A 15,527-nucleotide genomic window follows, 5' to 3' on the forward strand; every position below is an offset into this window, starting at 1 on the left:
TACGACACACACCCCACCCCGAGGAGCCCCCCGACACTCACCCGATCAGCCCCCTCCCTCACCCCCACGACCCCCACGACAGTGACCCACGACACAGTGAACGGGCACTACATGCGCACGCAAATGCCAGGTTGACCGCCACAAGGAGCCGCACATGCAAGCTTCAAGGCCGTCACGCCCATGCAGATGCGCCACTCGCCGCTCAGGAGTGCGCTCGGGCCTCCCTGAGCCGACCGGGGGAGCCCTCCTCTGATTTACCGGGCTCCTGCGCCCGCACAGGCAGCGAATGCGAGCACGCGGAAAACGCCCCGGCATATCGCGCTTAGGTTGAACGGACGCCACCCGTATTCACAGGAGAAACGTCATGAGCCTGAGCATTCGCAATCAGATCCCCGGCACCGTCACCGAGATCGCGCACGGGGAGGCGATGGCCACGGTGAAGGTACGGGTCGAGAGCGGCCCCGACCTCACGGCGGCGATCACCGAGGACGCCGTCCGGGATCTCGGGCTCACCGAGGGCTCCGCCGTGCGGGCCATGATGAAGTCCACCGAGGTCGCGCTCGCCACCGGCCAGGTGGAGGGGCTCTCCATCCGCAACCAGCTGCCCGGCACGGTCAGCGAGGTGACCGCGGGACCCTCGATGGCGGCCGTGAAGGTCGCCGTCGAGGCGGGCGAGCTGACGGCCGCCATCACCAGGGACGCGGTGGACGACCTCGGTCTGGCGGCCGGTACGCGCGTCATCGCGCTCATCAAGTCGACCGAGGTGTCCCTGGCCAACGCCTGAGGACGGGCCCGCTCGCAAGGCCACCCTCAAGACTTCAGGGCCCCGCCCCGTCAATACCCCGGTCAGCAGACCCCGCCCACAAGCCAGGCCTCAGCGCACCACCAGCCGATACGCCCCCTCCGCCACCAGTTCCCCGATCACCGGCGCGCCCGGCACCTCCCCCGCGACGAGCAGCCCGCCGGAGGTCTGGGCGTCGGCCAGGAGCAGCCGGGTCACCTCGTCGCTGTCGCCGAAGTCCGTGTACGGCGCGACCCAGTCGAGGTTGCGGCGCGTGCCGCCGCTGACGTACCCCTCGCGGGCGGCCTCCACGGCGCCGTCGAGGTAGGGGACGGCCGCGGAGTCGATGACGGCGGTCACCCCGGAGGCGCGGGCCATCTTGTAGAGGTGCCCGAGGAGGCCGAAGCCGGTCACGTCGGTGGCGCAGACGGCGCCCGCGTCCAGCGCGGCCCGCGCCGCGTCGCGGTTGAGTTCGACCATCGTCTCCACGGCCTGCGGGAACACCTCGCCGGTCGTCTTGTGCCGGTTGTTGAGCACGCCCAGGCCGAGCGGCTTGGTCAGCGACAGTGGTACCCCGGCCCTTCCGGCGTCGTTGCGCAGCAGGCGGTCCGGGTCGACGACGCCGGTCACGGCCATGCCGTACTTGGGCTCGGGGTCGTCCACGCTGTGGCCCCCGCCGACCGCGCAGCCCGCCTGCGTGGCGATGTCCATGCCGCCGCGCAGCACCTCGCGCGCCAGGTCGAAGGGGAGCACGTCGCGGGGCCAGCCGAGCAGGTTGACGGCGACGAGCGGGGTGCCGCCCATGGCGTAGACGTCGGAGAGGGCGTTGGCGGCGGCGATGCGGCCCCAGTCGTAGGGGTCGTCCACGACGGGGGTGAAGAAGTCGGCGGTGGCGACGGCGGCGAGCCCGCCCGGGAGCCGGACCACCGCCGCGTCGTCGCCGTGCTCCAGGCCCACGAGCAGGTCGTCCGTGGCCGAGCCCGGGGGTGTGAGCCCGCCGACGATGTCCTCCAGCTCTCCCGGCGGGATCTTGCAGGCGCAGCCGCCGCCGTGCGCGTACTGGGTGAGCCGCACGGTGTCGCGCTCGGAGGTGGTGCGGATGTCTGTCATGGCTGTCTCAGTCCTCGCTCACGTCTGCGGGTGGGGCGTCCGAGGGCCGTTCATGCCGCGTCCTCGGGGGTGGGCCGTGTGGCGTGTTGACTCGGGGCGGGGGCGGGGGTTCGATGTGCGCGTGGCCGGGGCATCCGCCCTGTGACGGCGCGCGGGGAGACGTAAAGGTGCCTGGTGGCCCTCCCGGTCTTCAAAACCGAGGTGTCCGAGCAACTCGGGCAGGCGGGTTCGATTCCCGTCCGTCTCCGCCAGTCCCCGCGCTCCCCCGGCCGAAGCGGTCGGAGCGGCCGGAGCGGTCGGAGCGGTCGGAGCGGTCGGAGCGGTCGGAGCGGTCGGAGCGGTCGCAGCATCCCGCGCCCCCTCATTCCGCGCCCCCTCCCGCACCCCGGCACCGCCGCAGCGCGCCCTCCACGCGCACGGTGTGGCCGTGCCGGTCCAGATACTCCAGGAGCGGGATGCCGACCCGGCGCGTCGTGTTCAGCGCCCGGCATGCCTGGCTCGCGGTGAACGGCTGCTCCAGGCGGGCGAGGACGGCGGCGGCCCGTTCATCGGCCCCCGGCAGCAGGACGAGTCCCTTGTCGATCCGCAGCAGCGCGCCCGCCGCCTCGGCGGCCGCCAGCAGCTTGGGCGTGAGGCCGAGTGCGCGCAGCCGGTCGGCGTCCGGGGCGTGGAAGGGCTCACGGGTGAGGTCCTCGCGCACCCGGGCGACGGCTGCCGCCGCCTCCGGCGGGAGACTCGGGCGGGCCTCGGCGCCGTAGATCCGGCCCTCGCCTCGGCGCAGGCCGGGCGACTGGGCGAGGAGGGCGTCGACCAGGGCGCGGTCGGGGAGCCCGAGGGCGTGACGGGCCTCCTCCGGGGGCAGCCCGGGCTCCAGGGGGTGGCGGGCGGCGTGCTGCTCGACCACTTCGGCGAGGCGGGTCTTCAGCGCGGCCCAGTGGTCGGGGTCCACGAGCCAGTCCCCGGCGACGGGTTCGGCGGGGGCCGGTACGCCCATGGCGAGCAGGTCGGTGCGGCGGATCAGGCCCCGGCGGCGGAGTTCGGCGGCGCCGTCGGCACGCCCTGGCGTGGTGCTCAGTTCGAGGTCGCGGGCGGCGGCCGCGCCGCGCCGGGTGAGCCGGGGCGGGCGGACGTCGAGCACGGTGACTCCGGCGGGGATGCGGTGGCGGCCGGGGTCGCGCAGCAGGGCGCCGTCGCCGACGCGCAGCGGGAGCGGTGCGGCCAGGCGCAGCCGTGCGGTGTCCTCGCCGAGGGGGCGGACGGTGACGGGGAGGGCCGCCGAGCCCGCGTGGAGGGTGAGTGCGCGGGGCAGGTCGCGGGCGTCGTCGCCGCGCAGCCGTACGTCGATCGTGTCGCTGGTGAGCCAGCGGTCCGGGGTGAGGAGCGCGTCGCCCCGGCGGAGTGTGCCGGCGCCGGGGCCGGTGAGATTGACGGCGACGCGGGCGACGGCGCCGGTCTCCTGGTGGGTCTGCTTCAGGCTTTCCAGGCCGCGCACCCGCAACAGTCCACCACTGCGGGCCAGTTGGAGCCGGTCTCCGACGCGGAGGGTGCCCGCGCCGAGGGTGCCGGTGACGACGGTGCCGTGGCCGCGCACGGTGAAGGCGCGGTCCACCCACAGCCGTACGTCGCCGCCGAGGTCCGGGGCGGGCAGTTCGCCGGTCAGCCGGACCAGGGCGGCGCGCAGGTCGTCGAGGCCCTGGCCGGTGACCGGGCTGACGGCGACGCTCGGGACCTTGCCGAGGGAGGATTCGGCGATGCGGGCGAGGGCCTGTGCGCGGGTCTTCTCGGGGTCCGCGAGGTCGCTGCGGGAGACGGCGAGCAGGCCGTGCCGTACGCCGAGCGCGTCGAGGACGGCGAGGTGTTCCTCGGACTGGGGCTGCCAGCCCTGGTCGGCGGCGACGACGAAGAGGACGGCGGGGACGGGGCCGACTCCGGCGAGCATGTTGCCCACGAGGCGTTCGTGTCCGGGTACGTCCACGAAGGCGAGGTCGCCCGCGCCGGGCAGCCGGGTCCAGACGAAGCCGAGGTCGAGGGTCATGCCCCGGCGGCGTTCCTCGGCCCAGCGGTCGGGTTCCATGCCGGTGAGGGCGCGCAGCAGGGCGGACTTGCCGTGGTCGACGTGTCCGGCGGTGGCGACGACGTACACGGTCAGCTCCCCGTTCCGGTGGTGACGGTGTCCTCGGCGGGCCCGGACTGCCGTACGGCTTCGGCGAGTTGGGCGTCGGCGTCCTCGGGTACGGCGCGCAGGTCGAGCAGGCAGCGGCCGTTCTCGACGCGGGTCATGACGGCGGGGTCGGCCTGGCGCAGCCGGGCGGCGTAGTCGGCGGGCAGGGAGACGGCGGCGCTGGGCAGGGTGACGCCGGGGGCGCCGCCGCCGCCGACGACGGCCTCGCTGTCGACGCCCCGGCTGTCGACGCCGTCGGCGCGGAGCATCGCGGCGAGCCGCTGGGCGCGCTCGCGCAGCTCGTCCACGTCGGCGCGCAGTGCGGCGACGGTCGGGGGGAGGGGTCCGCGTACGGTCGCCTCCAGGGCGGCGAGGGTGAGTTTGTCGACGCGCAGGGCGCGGGCGAGGGGGTGCCGGGCCAGGCGTCGTACGAGGTCGGCGTCGCCGAGGAGCAGTCCGCACTGGGGGCCGCCGAGGAGTTTGTCGCCGCTGGCGGTGACCAGGGAGGCGCCGGCGTGCAGCCAGGTGGTGGCGTCGGGCTCGTCGGGCAGGGCGGGTTCGGGGGTGAGCAGTCCGGAGCCGATGTCGGCGATCACGGGGACGCCGAGGCCGGCGAGTTCACTCACGGACGCTTCGCTGGTGAAGCCGGTGACGCGGAAGTTGGAGGGGTGGATCTTGAGGATGAAGCCGGTGTCGGGGCCGATGGCGGCTTCGTAGTCGGCGCGGGTGGTGCGGTTGGTGGTGCCGACCTCGCGGAGCCGGGCGCCGGTGGAGACGAGCAGGTCGGGCAGGCGGAAGCCGTCGCCGATCTCGACCATCTCGCCCCGGCTGACGACGATCTCGCGGCCCTGGGCCAGCGCGGTCGCGGCCAGGACGAGGGCGGCGGCGCCGTTGTTGACGACGTGGGCGTCCCCGGCGGCGGGTACGGCGCGCCGCAGGGCGTCGAGCGCGGAGCGGCCGCGCCGGGAGCGGGTGCCGGTGGCGAGGTCGAGTTCGACGTCGGTGGTGCCGGCGGCGGCCTGGACGGCGTCGCGGGCGGCGTCGGAGAGCGGGGCGCGGCCGAGGTTGGTGTGGAGCAGGACGCCGGTGGCGTTGAGGACGGGGCGCAGCGCGGAGGCGGTGGCGGGCAGGGCGGCCACGGCGCGGTCGGCGATCTCGGCGACGGGCACCTCGCCGGAGCGGGCCCGGTCCTGGACGCGGGCGACGATCTCCTTGACGACGTCGCGTCCCAGGCGCGTCGCGGCCGCGTCGAGCCGGGGGTCGGCCAGCAGGACGTCGGTACGGGGCAGCCGCCGCCGTGCGTCGACGGGCGGGGCGGCGTCCGTGGCGGAGGCGTGACGGCGGTCCATCGGCACCCTCGTTCCGGCCTGGGTGGCTGAAGCACCTGCCACGCTACGACGGCCTGCGCCCCGGGGCACCCGCGCCACACCGGCCGGGACGCCTCACGGGCCGCCCCGGCCGGGGGTCACCGTCCGCCCTGCTCCCCCTGGGTCCGCGCCTCTTCCTCCTGCCGCTGCCGTTCCTGTTCGGCGCGCCGGGCGTCGAGGCGTTCGCGCTGCGGTTTCACCACGTAGATGGGGTCCTTGGTGGACTCCACGCCCGCCTCGAAGGTGCCGAAGCGCTGGAAGCCGCTGCCCGCGACGAGGGCGAGTCCGCCGAGCACGGCGGCGATACGGCTGCGCCGGGCGAGGGTGACGGCGACGAGCGTGCCGGCGAGGGTGAGGCGCTCCGAGGTCTGGCGCAGATGGTGCGGCTCGCCGTGGGTGAACGTGGAGGTCTCGAAGTCCGGCTTGCGGTCGATGAGGCGGGCGGCGGTGATCTCGATCGCCGCGCCGAGGACGGCCAGCTTGCGGGCGGGACCCGCCTCCCCGATCGGTGTCGTGGCGAGGGCGAGGCCCGCGGCGCTGGCGGCGGCGGAGCCGGTGAAGACGAACGGCATCTCCCGGTAGGCACCGTGCCAGGCGGGCACGGCGGTGTCGGCGAGGAGGACGGCCGTGTACGAGGCGAGCGCGGGCGCGATCACGGCGGCGGACATGCCGCTGAGCCGGGCGACCCACTTCAGCAGCGGACCGTAGCGGCTGTGGGTGCGCCAGGACTTCGGCAGGCACTCGACCATCCCGGCCAGGGAGCTGCCCGGGCCGTACGACATGAGGATCCAGGTGCCCATCGACATCGGGGAGGTCGGCTTGGCCACGCGCATCATGTGGTGGAAGCGCAGGGGGCGGCCGAGGTCGCCGATGAGGAGGTAGCTGGAGGCGAGCAGCGCGCCGAAGCCGCCGATGCGGCAGGAGCGGCACAGGGCGGGCCTGTTGGTGAGGTCCGCGCCCACGGAGAGCAGGGTGGCGCCCGCCGAGAGTCCGCCGGTGAGGAGGTAGGCGGGGACCATCCACTCCCAGACCGGGGGTTTGAGGACGGGGCGGCCGTAGTACGACTTGAAGTCGGCGTCGGGGACCATCGGTTCCTCGCCGCCGTGCTTCTTCCTCCGCTTGCGGCCGCCGTTGCCGGTGGCAGGCTGTGCGCCATGGCCGTCGGTCATCGGCGTCCTCCCTTGAAGAACACGGCGGCGGTCGCGGCCACCATGAGCGCGCCGGCCACTCCGGCGTGCTTCCACATGGAGCCCACGTCCCGGGTGGTGACGATCGGGTCGGGGGGAAGTCCGTAGACCTCGGGCTCGTCCAGGAGCAGGAAGAAGGCGCCGTCGCCGCCGACGCCGTCCTCGGGGTCGCGGCCGTAGAGCTGGGCGGACTTCACGCCCGCGTCCTGGAGCTGGGCCAGCCGCTGGTCGGCGCGTTCGCGCAGCTCGTCCAGCTCGCCGAACTGGATGGAGTCGGTGGGGCAGGCCTTGGCGCAGGCGGGTTCGAGGCCGCCCTTGAGCCGGTCGTAGCACAGGGTGCACTTCCAGGCGCGGCCGTCGTCGGGGCGGCGGTCGATGACGCCGTAGGGGCAGCCGGAGACGCAGTAGCCGCAGCCGTTGCAGATGTCGGGCTGGACGACGACGGTGCCGAACTCGGTGCGGAAGAGCGCGCCGGTCGGGCAGACGTCCAGGCAGCCGGCGTGGGTGCAGTGTTTGCACACGTCGGAGGACATCAGCCAGCGGAAGTCCTGCCGGGTCTCCTCACCGCTTCCGGCGCCGGGCAGGTCGAAGCTGGGGAAGCCCAGGTCGACCGGTTCGGTGCCGAGTTCGCCGCCCGCGCGGTGGCCCTTGCGCAGCGCGCCCGCGACGGTCTCGGCGGCCGTCTCGGTGCCGGAGGGTCCGGTGGGCAGGCCGACCAGACCGGAGTCCTGGTCGCCGAGTCGGAGGTCCTGCTCGATGAAGGCGACGTGCCGCCAACTGCTGGCGCCGAGCGAGCCGGTGTTGTCGTACGACATACCGGTCAGCTCGAAGCCGTCGGCCGGGACGGCGTTCCACTCCTTGCAGGCCACCTCGCAGGCCTTGCAGCCGATACAGATGGAGGTGTCGGTGAAGAACCCCATCCTCGGCGGGTGGTCGTCGGGGTAGCCGGCGTCCCCGGCCGGGTCGGCCAGCGGGCCGAAGAAGCTGTTGTCCCAGCCCTCCTCCGGCTGCCCGGCGGTGCCTCCGGCCTGGTCCTTGGCCGTGTGGTCCATGTCCGTGCTCATGAATCCTCCGGTCCGTAGCCCGGGGTGGCGGTGCGGCCCCCGCCCGGCTGCTCGCCGTCCGGCGCGCCCTGGGACATCTCGTCCTCGGGGTAGTCGACCGTCAGCTCGTGGGTGCCGGTGTCCAGGGTGACCCCGGCGCGGCGCCGGTACTCCTCGACGTAGGCCAGGAGTTCGCGGCCACGGGGCCGCCGGCCGGGCTGGATGTCGCAGGTCATGACCTTGCTCTCCTGGATCAGCACGTTGGAGTCGAGCACGACGCCGATCAGGTCGTTGGTCACGTCACCGGTGGTGATGCCGAGGTTGCCCCAGTGGATGGGCATCCACATCTGGTGCACCGTGCGGCCGTCGAGTCTCAGCGGTGCCAGCCGGTCGGTGACGACCACCTTGGCCTCCACCGCGGTACGGCTGGTGATCACATGCGCCCAGCCCATGTGGTGCAGACCCCGCTCGGCGGCCAGCTCAGGCGACACCTCGACGGTGAGACCCGGTTGCAGCTCCGAGAGGTAGGGCAGGGTGCGGCTCATCGCGCCGGCCGTGTGGTGCTCGGTGTACCGCGACGCGGTGAACACGTACGGGAACACCTCTTCGTGCGGCTGGGGCGGCGAGGGGTTGTAGGGGTTGAAGGTCTTCTTGTAGATGGTCCGCGTCGGGTTGGACTGCTGCCCGTACAGGGGGTTGCGGACGGGCGACTCCTCCGGCTCGTAGTGGGTGGGCAGCGGCCCGTCCACCAGGCCGGTCGGCGTGTAGAGCGCCGCCTTGCCGTCGCCCATCATGATGAACGCGTCGTCGCCGGAGAGTGCCTCCGGACCGTGCGAACCCGGCGGGGGCCGGAAGTCCGGCGGCTTGTGCCGCTGGAAGTCGGGCTTGTCGCCGCCGATCCACTCCTGTTGCTCCGCGTCCCACCAGACGAGGGCCTTGCGGGCGCTCCACGGGCGTCCCTCGGGGTCGGCGGAGGCCCGGTTGTAGAGGATGCGCCGGTTCAGCGGCCAGACGAAGGCCCACTCGCCCTCCGAGATCGGGTGCTCGAAGCGGGAGTTGCGCCGGCGGGCGAGGTTGGTGTCGTCCGCGTAGACGCCGGTGTAGATCCAGCAGCCGCAGGCCGTGGAGCCGTCGTTCTTGAGGTACTCGTAACTGTCCAGCGTACGGCCGGTCTTGAGGTCGACGCCGTTGATGTGACGCAGGACGTCCGCGGCCGAGGGCTCGTCGCCCTCCTCCATCTCGTAGTCCCAGGCCATGTCCAGGACCGGGCGGTCGCGCTCGTCCGTGGAGTGCTGGAGCTTCTCCCGGACGATCCGGCCGAGGTGGTAGAAGAACCACAGGTCGGAGCGGCGGTCGTCGATGGGTTCGACGGCCACGTCACGCCACTGGATCATGCGCTGGGTCTGGGTGAAGGTGCCGCACTTCTCCACGTGGGAGGCGGCGGGGAAGAAGAACACCTCGGTGGGGCACTTCTCGGTGACGATCTCGCCGCGCTCGATCTCCGGGGAGTCCCGCCAGACGGTCGCGCTCTCGATCATCGCGAGGTCGCGGACGACCAGCCACTCCAGATTGGCCAGTCCGAGCCGCTGGAGCTGTCCGTTCGCCGAGCCGACGGCGGGGTTCTGCCCCATCAGGAAGTAGCCGTAGACCTTGCCGGCGATCATGTCCATGGTCGTCTGGTACGTGCCGTGGTCGCCGTCGATGCGTGGCAGGTAGTCGTAACAGAAGTCGTTCTCCGCGGTGGCCGCGTCGCCCCAGTACTCCTTCAGCAGGGAGACCATGTAGGCGTCGGCGTTCCACCAGTAGCCCTTGCGGTAGACGTGCCGCACGTCCTCCACGAACTTCTCCAGCGTGTGGTGGGTGACGTTGGGCATCGGCATGTAGCCGGGCAGCAGGTTGTACAGGGTCGGGATGTCCGTGGAGCCCTGGATGCTGGCGTGGCCGCGCAGGGCGAGGATGCCGCTGCCGGGGCGTCCGAGGTTGCCGAGCAGCATCTGGACGATGGAACCGGCCCGGATGTACTGGGCGCCGACGGTGTGCTGGGTCCAGCCCACGCTGTAGATGAGCGCGGTGGTCTTCTCGCGGCCCGAGTTCTCGGTCCAGGCGCGGCAGACGTCCAGGAACTGCTGCCGGGTGATGCCGCAGACCCGCTCGACCATCTCCGGGGTGTACCGGGCGTAGTGCCGCTTGAGGATCTGGAGCACGCAGCGCGGGTGCGTCATGGTGGGGTCGGTCGCGATCGTGCCGGGCTGACCGGGGGGTGCCTCGTGGCCGCCCTTCGCCTGGGCGGGGGTGGCGGAGATGAGGGTGCTGCCCTGCCGTCCGTCGGCGCCCTTCTCGACGGTCTCGTACGCCCAGCTGGAGCTGTCGTAGCTGCCCGTCTCGGGGTCGTAGCCGCTGAAGAGGCCGTCCAGGTCCTCGGTGTCCCGGAAGTTCTCGCTCACCATGAACGTGGCGTTGGTGTACGCCTGCACGTACTCCTTGAAGTGCAGGTCGTGGGAGAGGATGTAGTTGACCACTCCGCCGAGGAAGGCGATGTCGCTGCCCACCCTGATCCGCACGTGCTGGTTGGCGTGGGCGCTGGTGCGGGTGAAGCGCGGGTCGATGTGGATGATCCGCGTGCCGCGCACCTTGGCCTCGGTGACCCACTGGAAGGCGACCGGATGGGCCTCGGCCATGTTGGAGCCCATCAGGATGATGCAGTCGGAATTTGTCAGGTCCTCCGGGTAGTTGGTTGCGCCGCCACGACCGACCGAGGTTCCCAGACCGGGAACGGTGGCGGAGTGTCAAATACGGGCCTGGTTCTCGATCTGGATGGCGCCGAGGGCGGTGAACAACTTCTTGATGAGGTAGTTCTCCTCGTTGTCCAGCGCCGCGCCGCCCAGCCCCGCGAAGCCCAGGGTGCGGCGGAGCACCCTGCCCTGTTCGTCGGTGTCCTGCCAGCCCCGGCGCCGGGCGTCCAGGACCCGGTCGGCCACCTTGTCCATGGCCGTGTCCAGGTCCATGCGCTCCCACTCGGTGCCGTACGGCGGCCGGTAGAGCACGTAGTTCTCGCGCTGCGGCCCGGTGACGAGCTGCTTGCTGCAGGAGCCCTTGGGGCAGAGGCGGCCCCGGTTGACCGGGGAGTTCGGGTTGCCCTCGATCTGGATGACCTTCTCGTCCTTCACGAAGACGTTCTGCGCGCAGCCCACCGCGCAGTAGGGGCAGACCGAGTGCACGACCCGGTCGGCCTCCTCGACGCGCGGCTTGAGCGTGCGGGAGCGCTTGGACTGGACGGCCTTGCCCCGGCCCAGCCAGTCGGCTCCGGTGATCTGCCGGTACACCGGCCACATGTCCAGCAACCGCTTGACGACCATCCGCCCACTCCTTCACGCACAGGGGCATCGCCTCATATGTGACGCTACCGGCTGGGGGGCGGCCCGCAAGTTCTGGTGAACGCGCTGGTCAGAGGGCTGCCGACCGGGCCGTGGTGAGCGCGTGGGTGGCGTCGGCCAGGATCGCGGCCGCCCGGTCGACGTCCTCCGCGCTCGTCCAGCGGCCGAGCGAGAGGCGTACGGCGCCGAGGGCGCGGGTGTCGTCGTACCCCATGGCGCTGAGCACGGGCGAGGGGGTGTGGGTGCCGCTGTGGCAGGCGGACCCGGTGGAGGCGGCGAGTCCGGGGGCGGCGGCGAGCAGGTCGTGCCCGGTGGTGCCCTCGACGCTGATGTTGAGGGTGCCGGGCAGCCGGTGCTCGCAGCCGTTGAGGCGCACCCGGCCGGGCAGGGCCCGCTCCAGCGCCCGGTGCAGCCGGTCGCGCAGCTCCGCCAGGCGCCGTGCCTCGCCCCCCGCGAGTTCCCGGGCGGCGAGGTCGGCGGCGGTGCCGAGGGCGACCGCGAGGGCGACGTTCTCGGTGCCCGCGCGCAGCCCGCGCTCCTGGCCGCCGCCGTACACCACGGGTTCCAGGCGGACGCCGGGGCGGACACAGAGGGCGGCGATGCCCTTCGGGGCGTACATCTTGTGGCCGACGACGGTGAGGAGGTCGGCGCCGAGCGCCCCGATGTCCAGGGGGACCTTGCCCGCGGCCTGGGCGGCGTCGCAGTGGAGGAGGGCACCGTGGTCGTGGGCGAGACGGGCGAGGTCGGCGACGGGCTGGAGGGTGCCGGTCTCGTTGTTGGCGGCCATGACGGAGACGACGGCGGTGCGGTCGTCCAGCGCGGCGGCGAGGTCGGCGGGGTCGACCAGGCCGCGCGCGTCGACGGGCAGATACGTGACCTCGACGCCTTCGAGGCGGTGCAGGGCCTGGCAGGTCTGGAGGACGGAGGGGTGCTCGGTGACCTGGGTGACGATCCGTCGCCGGCCCTCGGGGGCGGCGAGTACGGCGCCGCGCAGGGCGAGGTTGTTGGCCTCGGACCCGGAGCCGGTGAAGACGATCTCCGCCGGGCCGGCGCCGACGAGCGCGGCGACCTGGCGGCGGGCCCTGGCGAGCGCGTGGCGGGGTGCGGCGGCGTAGGCGTGGCCGCTGGAGGGGTTGCCGAAGCCGCCGGTGAGGAGCGGCAGCATGGCGTCGACCACGCGGGGGTCGACGGGGGTGGTGGCGTTGTGGTCGAGGTAGACGACTCGTGCGCCGTCGCGGGTCGGGGCGGGCGGGGCGGCGTACGGTCCGTTCACGGCGGGGGCCTCACATGAAGTTGCGGGTGTGCAGCGCGGACAGGGCGGCGGCCTCGTCGTCGGGGAAGCCGAGGCGGGAGAGCCGGTGGCGGCGGCCCTCGTCCATGTCCTTCTGGAGTTCCTGGACCGCCTGCCAGCCCCGGGCGATGTCCTCGGGCTCCCAGGACCCGGCGGCGAGCAGCACCAGGGAGTCGAACACGTCCTGGTTGAGCCCGGCGGTGCCGATCAGCGCGTCGTGCCGGCGCTCGACGGCGGCGCGCAGCCGTCCGTGCAGCAGCGGGTCGACGCCGGCCCGGTGTTCGAGGTGGCCGACGCCGAAGGCGACGTGCCGGGCCTCGTCGGTGCGGACCAGGTGGCTGATGCGGCGGGTGACGGGGTCGGGGGCGTGGCGTTCCAGGAAGGACAGGAGGTTGAGGAAGCTGCCCTCGCCGAGGACGGAGAGCAGGAAGGAGGCGATGGAGAAGTCGGGTTCGGTGAGCAGGGTGGCCAGCGAGGCGCGGCCGCCGACCGAGGAGGTGCCCATCTCGCCGCCCCCGAGCAGGGCCCGCCGGGTGAAGACCTCCACGTGCCGGGCCTCGTCGGCGGCCTGCACGGCGAGCAGTTGCAGCACCTCGCGGAAGTGCGGGTGGACCTGGGCGAGGAGGCGTCCGGGGATGACCAGGGCGGCCTGCTCGTTCTCCACGAGGTACGTCATGACCTGGACGACGGCGTCCTCGATCTCGTCGGGCAGCCCGAACTCGGCGTCCCAGTCGACCGCCGTCTCGGGGTCCCACTGGGAGGCGGTGGCCTGGCGGTAGAGCCGGGGCGCGAGGTCGGTCCAGGCGATGTCGCGGTCGGCCACCGCGAAGGGGATCTCGGGGCCGCCGGCCTCCACCAGGGCGCCGCGTGCGGCCAGGCCCCAGTGCAGGGGCGCGCGGTCGGCGATCCCGGTGCTGTCGGGGCCGCCCGCGCGTTCGGCGCCGTGGAGGCGGGCGGTGGCGGCGGGCCCGGGGCGGACCCGCGCGACGACCGGGGTCTCGCGCGGGTCGGCCCGCTCCAGCTCGTGCCCCTCGTGACGGCACCAGACCGCGAGGTGGAGCGCGAGTGCCGGGTCGGTCCCGGTGATCTCGACGGTGGTGCCGGGCGGCACCTGGCGCAGGACGCGGGTCAACAGCAGCCGCGCGCCCTGCTCGAAGCCGAGGGTGCCGAGGTCGACCGGGGCCGTGCCGGTGGTCATGGCCGGTAGTCGGCGGCGGTGATCCGGCCGCCCGGGTCGTAGAAACCGCCTGCGTCGACGGCGGCGGTGAGCTGCCCGAACCCGGTCTCCCGGGCGGGCACCCACTGGGTGAGGCCTTCGAGGTCGAGCAGGCGGCGCACCTCGGGATCGCTGTACGACATCGAGAGCAGCAACTGCGTGAACCGGTCGGCCAGTTCGGGGTCGAGGGAGGGTCCGGCGGCCAGGACGCAGTGGTCGTAGGGCCCGGTCTGGGTGAGGATCCGGGTGCCGCCGGGCGGGAGGGTGCCCTCCTGGCCGAACAGCAGGTGGCTGGCGTCGATCACGCAGGCGGCGTCCGCCTCCCCGGCCATCAGGGCGCGGGCCGCGTCGCGTTCGCCGCCGATGTGGTCGCCGTGCAGCCCGACCCCGGTGTCGTGGCGCAGCACCTCGAAGTCGGTGCCCGGCTCCAGGCCGAGGCCTGCCAGGTGGTGCAGCGGGATGAGGGTGGACTGCGGGGAGTCGACGGCGCCGACGGCGACGGTCTTGTCCTTGAGGTCGGCGGGCTCGCGGATCGCGCTGTCGGCGCGGACCACGACGACGGAGGTCAGGTCGCGGTCGGTGTCGCGCATGACGAGCGGGCGTACGCCGGTGTCCTGGGCGTCGGCCAGGCGGCGGGTGCGCAGCCAGGCCAGCGGGGAGTGCCAGGCGGCGTCGATGCGGCCGTCGACGAGGTCCTGTGCCTGGCGTTCGTAGTGGGCGTAGAGCACGAAGTCGAAGGGCAGGCCCTGCTCGCGCAGCCAGTCCCGGAAGCCGGACCAGATGGTGACGACCTTGGGGTCGTAGGCGACGGCGCCGAGGAGCAGCTCGGTCATCAGGCCTCCTCGAACAGCGGCAGGCCCAGCTCGGCGCGGCCGCAGAAGTCGTGCAGCGCCTCGGTGGTGGGGGCCATCACGCGGGCGGCGAGCGCGTCGCGGAAGCGGCGTTCGACACCGGTCTCGCGGCGGAAGGCGGCGCCTCCGCACAGGCGCATGGTGCCGTCGGCCACCTCGGCGGCGGTCTCGGCGGCGAGGGCCTTGATCTGGAGGACTCGCAGGGTGGCCTCCGGGCTTCCGTTCTCCACGGCGGTCAGGGTCGCTTCCAGCATCGCGCGCAGCGCGTCGGCGCGCAGCCGCAGGGCGGCGTACTGGTTGCGGGCGATCGGCTGTTCGGCGAGCGTCTGGTCCAGGTGGACGAGGCGGGTCTCGCGCAGGTGGGTGGCGGTGAGGTTCAGCAGGGCCTCGGTCACGCCGAGCGAGAAGGCGGCGCTGAGCACCAGGAAGTACGGCAGGACCACTTCGAGGGCGGTGCCCAGGCCCTCGCCGTCGGTGCCGAGCAGGGCGGTGCGGGGGACGGCGACGGACTTGGCGGCGACGGGGCTGGAGGCGTTGCCGCGCAGCCCGAACCCGTCGTACGGGCCGCGTACGTCGAGTCCGCCGCTGTCGCTGGGGACCAGCCAGAGCGACATCGCGCCCTCGGCCTCCAGCGGTTTGCTGGACCAGACGTAGCTGTCGGCCTCTCCGGCCGAGGTGATCCAGGACTTCTGCGCGTCCAGGAGGACGGTGTCGGCGCCTTCGGGGGTGGCGGTGCCGACGGGGGCCCAGAAGTGGCTGCGCGAGCCGCGCTCGGAGAAGGCGAGGCTGCTCAGGTGGTTTCCGGCGGCGATCTCGCGGCGCACCTCCTCGGGGGCGTACCGGTCGAGAACGGTGACGGCCGCGTAGTGCATGAGCAGCACCATGGCGGTCGAACCGCAGGCGCCCGCGATGCGCTCGATCACCTGGGCGGCCTCCCGCAGCCCCGCCCCCGCCCCGCCGCTCTCCCGCGAGCTGAGCAGCCCGAGCAGCCCGGCCTCCCCGAGCGCCCGGATGCCCTCGCCCGGGAAACGCCCCGCGCGGTCCACCTCGTCGGCGAGCGGCGCGACGACCTCGCGGAGCACGGCCTCGAAGTCCTCGGTTCGGATGTACGGGGATTCCGTCTTCTGCATGTTTCCTGCACCTTGG

11 protein-coding genes and 1 tRNA gene are annotated in these 15,527 nt (G+C 73.2%); 2 read left to right on the forward strand and 10 right to left on the reverse strand.

Translation table 11 applies throughout. The features are described 5' to 3' along the window. The first annotated feature begins 364 nt into the window (after positions 1-364). Positions 365-784, forward strand: a complete 420-nt coding sequence (locus tag AB0898_RS11140) for a TOBE domain-containing protein (protein ID WP_366802594.1) — start codon at positions 365-367, stop codon at positions 782-784. Positions 785-874: 90 nt separating this feature from the next. Here the strand turns inward: AB0898_RS11140 and selD are convergent, their stop codons facing one another. After that, positions 875-1,891, reverse strand: coding sequence for a selenide, water dikinase SelD (selD, locus tag AB0898_RS11145; protein WP_366802595.1), 1,017 nt, complete (start codon positions 1,889-1,891; stop codon positions 875-877). Between the two features lie 155 nt (positions 1,892-2,046). Between selD and AB0898_RS11150 the strand changes: the two genes are divergently transcribed. Then, positions 2,047-2,142 (forward strand) — tRNA-Sec (locus AB0898_RS11150). Between the two features lie 110 nt (positions 2,143-2,252). Here AB0898_RS11150 and AB0898_RS11155 read toward each other — a convergent pair. The 9 genes from AB0898_RS11155 to AB0898_RS11195 all read right to left on the reverse strand — a co-directional run bounded on the left by AB0898_RS11155 (position 2,253) and on the right by AB0898_RS11195 (position 15,511). Next, on the reverse strand, positions 2,253-4,034 hold the full coding sequence (locus tag AB0898_RS11155) for a SelB C-terminal domain-containing protein (protein ID WP_366802596.1): 1,782 nt from the start codon (positions 4,032-4,034) through the stop codon (positions 2,253-2,255). A 2-nt stretch (positions 4,035-4,036) separates the two neighbouring features. Further along, positions 4,037-5,401 (reverse strand): L-seryl-tRNA(Sec) selenium transferase, encoded by a 1,365-nt coding sequence (selA, locus tag AB0898_RS11160; RefSeq protein ID WP_366802597.1) that lies wholly within the window; start codon positions 5,399-5,401, stop codon positions 4,037-4,039. 116 nt (positions 5,402-5,517) lie between these two features. Continuing rightward, positions 5,518-6,588, reverse strand: a complete 1,071-nt coding sequence (nrfD, locus tag AB0898_RS11165; RefSeq protein WP_366802598.1) for an NrfD/PsrC family molybdoenzyme membrane anchor subunit — start codon at positions 6,586-6,588, stop codon at positions 5,518-5,520. Then, positions 6,585-7,670, reverse strand: coding sequence for a 4Fe-4S dicluster domain-containing protein (locus AB0898_RS11170; protein WP_366802599.1), 1,086 nt, complete (start codon positions 7,668-7,670; stop codon positions 6,585-6,587). The genes nrfD and AB0898_RS11170 overlap by 4 nt, the downstream gene beginning before the upstream one ends. Next, a complete protein-coding gene (gene fdh, locus AB0898_RS11175; RefSeq protein ID WP_366802600.1) occupies positions 7,667-11,005 on the reverse strand; it encodes a formate dehydrogenase in 3,339 nt (1,112 codons plus the stop codon). Before fdh ends, AB0898_RS11170 begins: the two co-directional genes overlap by 4 nt. An 88-nt stretch (positions 11,006-11,093) precedes the next feature. Then, positions 11,094-12,296: a cysteine desulfurase family protein gene (locus AB0898_RS11180; protein ID WP_366802601.1), complete on the reverse strand. Its 1,203-nt coding sequence runs from the start codon at positions 12,294-12,296 to the stop codon at positions 11,094-11,096. A gap of 10 nt (positions 12,297-12,306) precedes the next feature. Continuing rightward, complete coding sequence (locus AB0898_RS11185) at positions 12,307-13,512, reverse strand: ferritin-like domain-containing protein (protein ID WP_366802602.1); 1,206 nt, start codon at positions 13,510-13,512, stop codon at positions 12,307-12,309. Further along, positions 13,509-14,363: a phosphate/phosphite/phosphonate ABC transporter substrate-binding protein gene (locus tag AB0898_RS11190; RefSeq protein ID WP_366802603.1), complete on the reverse strand. Its 855-nt coding sequence runs from the start codon at positions 14,361-14,363 to the stop codon at positions 13,509-13,511. The genes AB0898_RS11185 and AB0898_RS11190 overlap by 4 nt, the downstream gene beginning before the upstream one ends. Next, the gene (locus AB0898_RS11195) at positions 14,363-15,511 is read right to left on the reverse strand and encodes an acyl-CoA dehydrogenase family protein (RefSeq protein ID WP_366802604.1); all 1,149 of its coding nucleotides are present in this window, start codon (positions 15,509-15,511) and stop codon (positions 14,363-14,365) included. The genes AB0898_RS11190 and AB0898_RS11195 overlap by 1 nt, the downstream gene beginning before the upstream one ends. Between the last annotated feature and the right edge of the window lie 16 nt (positions 15,512-15,527).

The organism is Streptomyces sp. NPDC005435 (assembly GCF_040703155.1).
GTDB lineage: Bacteria > Actinomycetota > Actinomycetes > Streptomycetales > Streptomycetaceae > Streptomyces.

Excerpts from the sequence above, each read along its gene's own strand:
- AB0898_RS11190 (WP_366802603.1), bottom strand. The coding sequence starts at position 14,363 with ATGACCGAGCTGCTCCTCGGCGCCGTCGCCTACGACCCCAAGGTCGTC.
- AB0898_RS11140 (WP_366802594.1), top strand. The coding sequence starts at position 365 with ATGAGCCTGAGCATTCGCAATCAGATCCCCGGCACCGTCACCGAGATC.
- selA (WP_366802597.1), bottom strand. The coding sequence starts at position 5,401 with ATGGACCGCCGTCACGCCTCCGCCACGGACGCCGCCCCGCCCGTCGAC.
- selD (WP_366802595.1), bottom strand. The coding sequence starts at position 1,891 with ATGACAGACATCCGCACCACCTCCGAGCGCGACACCGTGCGGCTCACC.
- nrfD (WP_366802598.1), bottom strand. The coding sequence starts at position 6,588 with ATGACCGACGGCCATGGCGCACAGCCTGCCACCGGCAACGGCGGCCGC.
- AB0898_RS11185 (WP_366802602.1), bottom strand. The coding sequence starts at position 13,512 with ATGACCACCGGCACGGCCCCGGTCGACCTCGGCACCCTCGGCTTCGAG.
- AB0898_RS11195 (WP_366802604.1), bottom strand. The coding sequence starts at position 15,511 with ATGCAGAAGACGGAATCCCCGTACATCCGAACCGAGGACTTCGAGGCC.
- AB0898_RS11170 (WP_366802599.1), bottom strand. The coding sequence starts at position 7,670 with ATGAGCACGGACATGGACCACACGGCCAAGGACCAGGCCGGAGGCACC.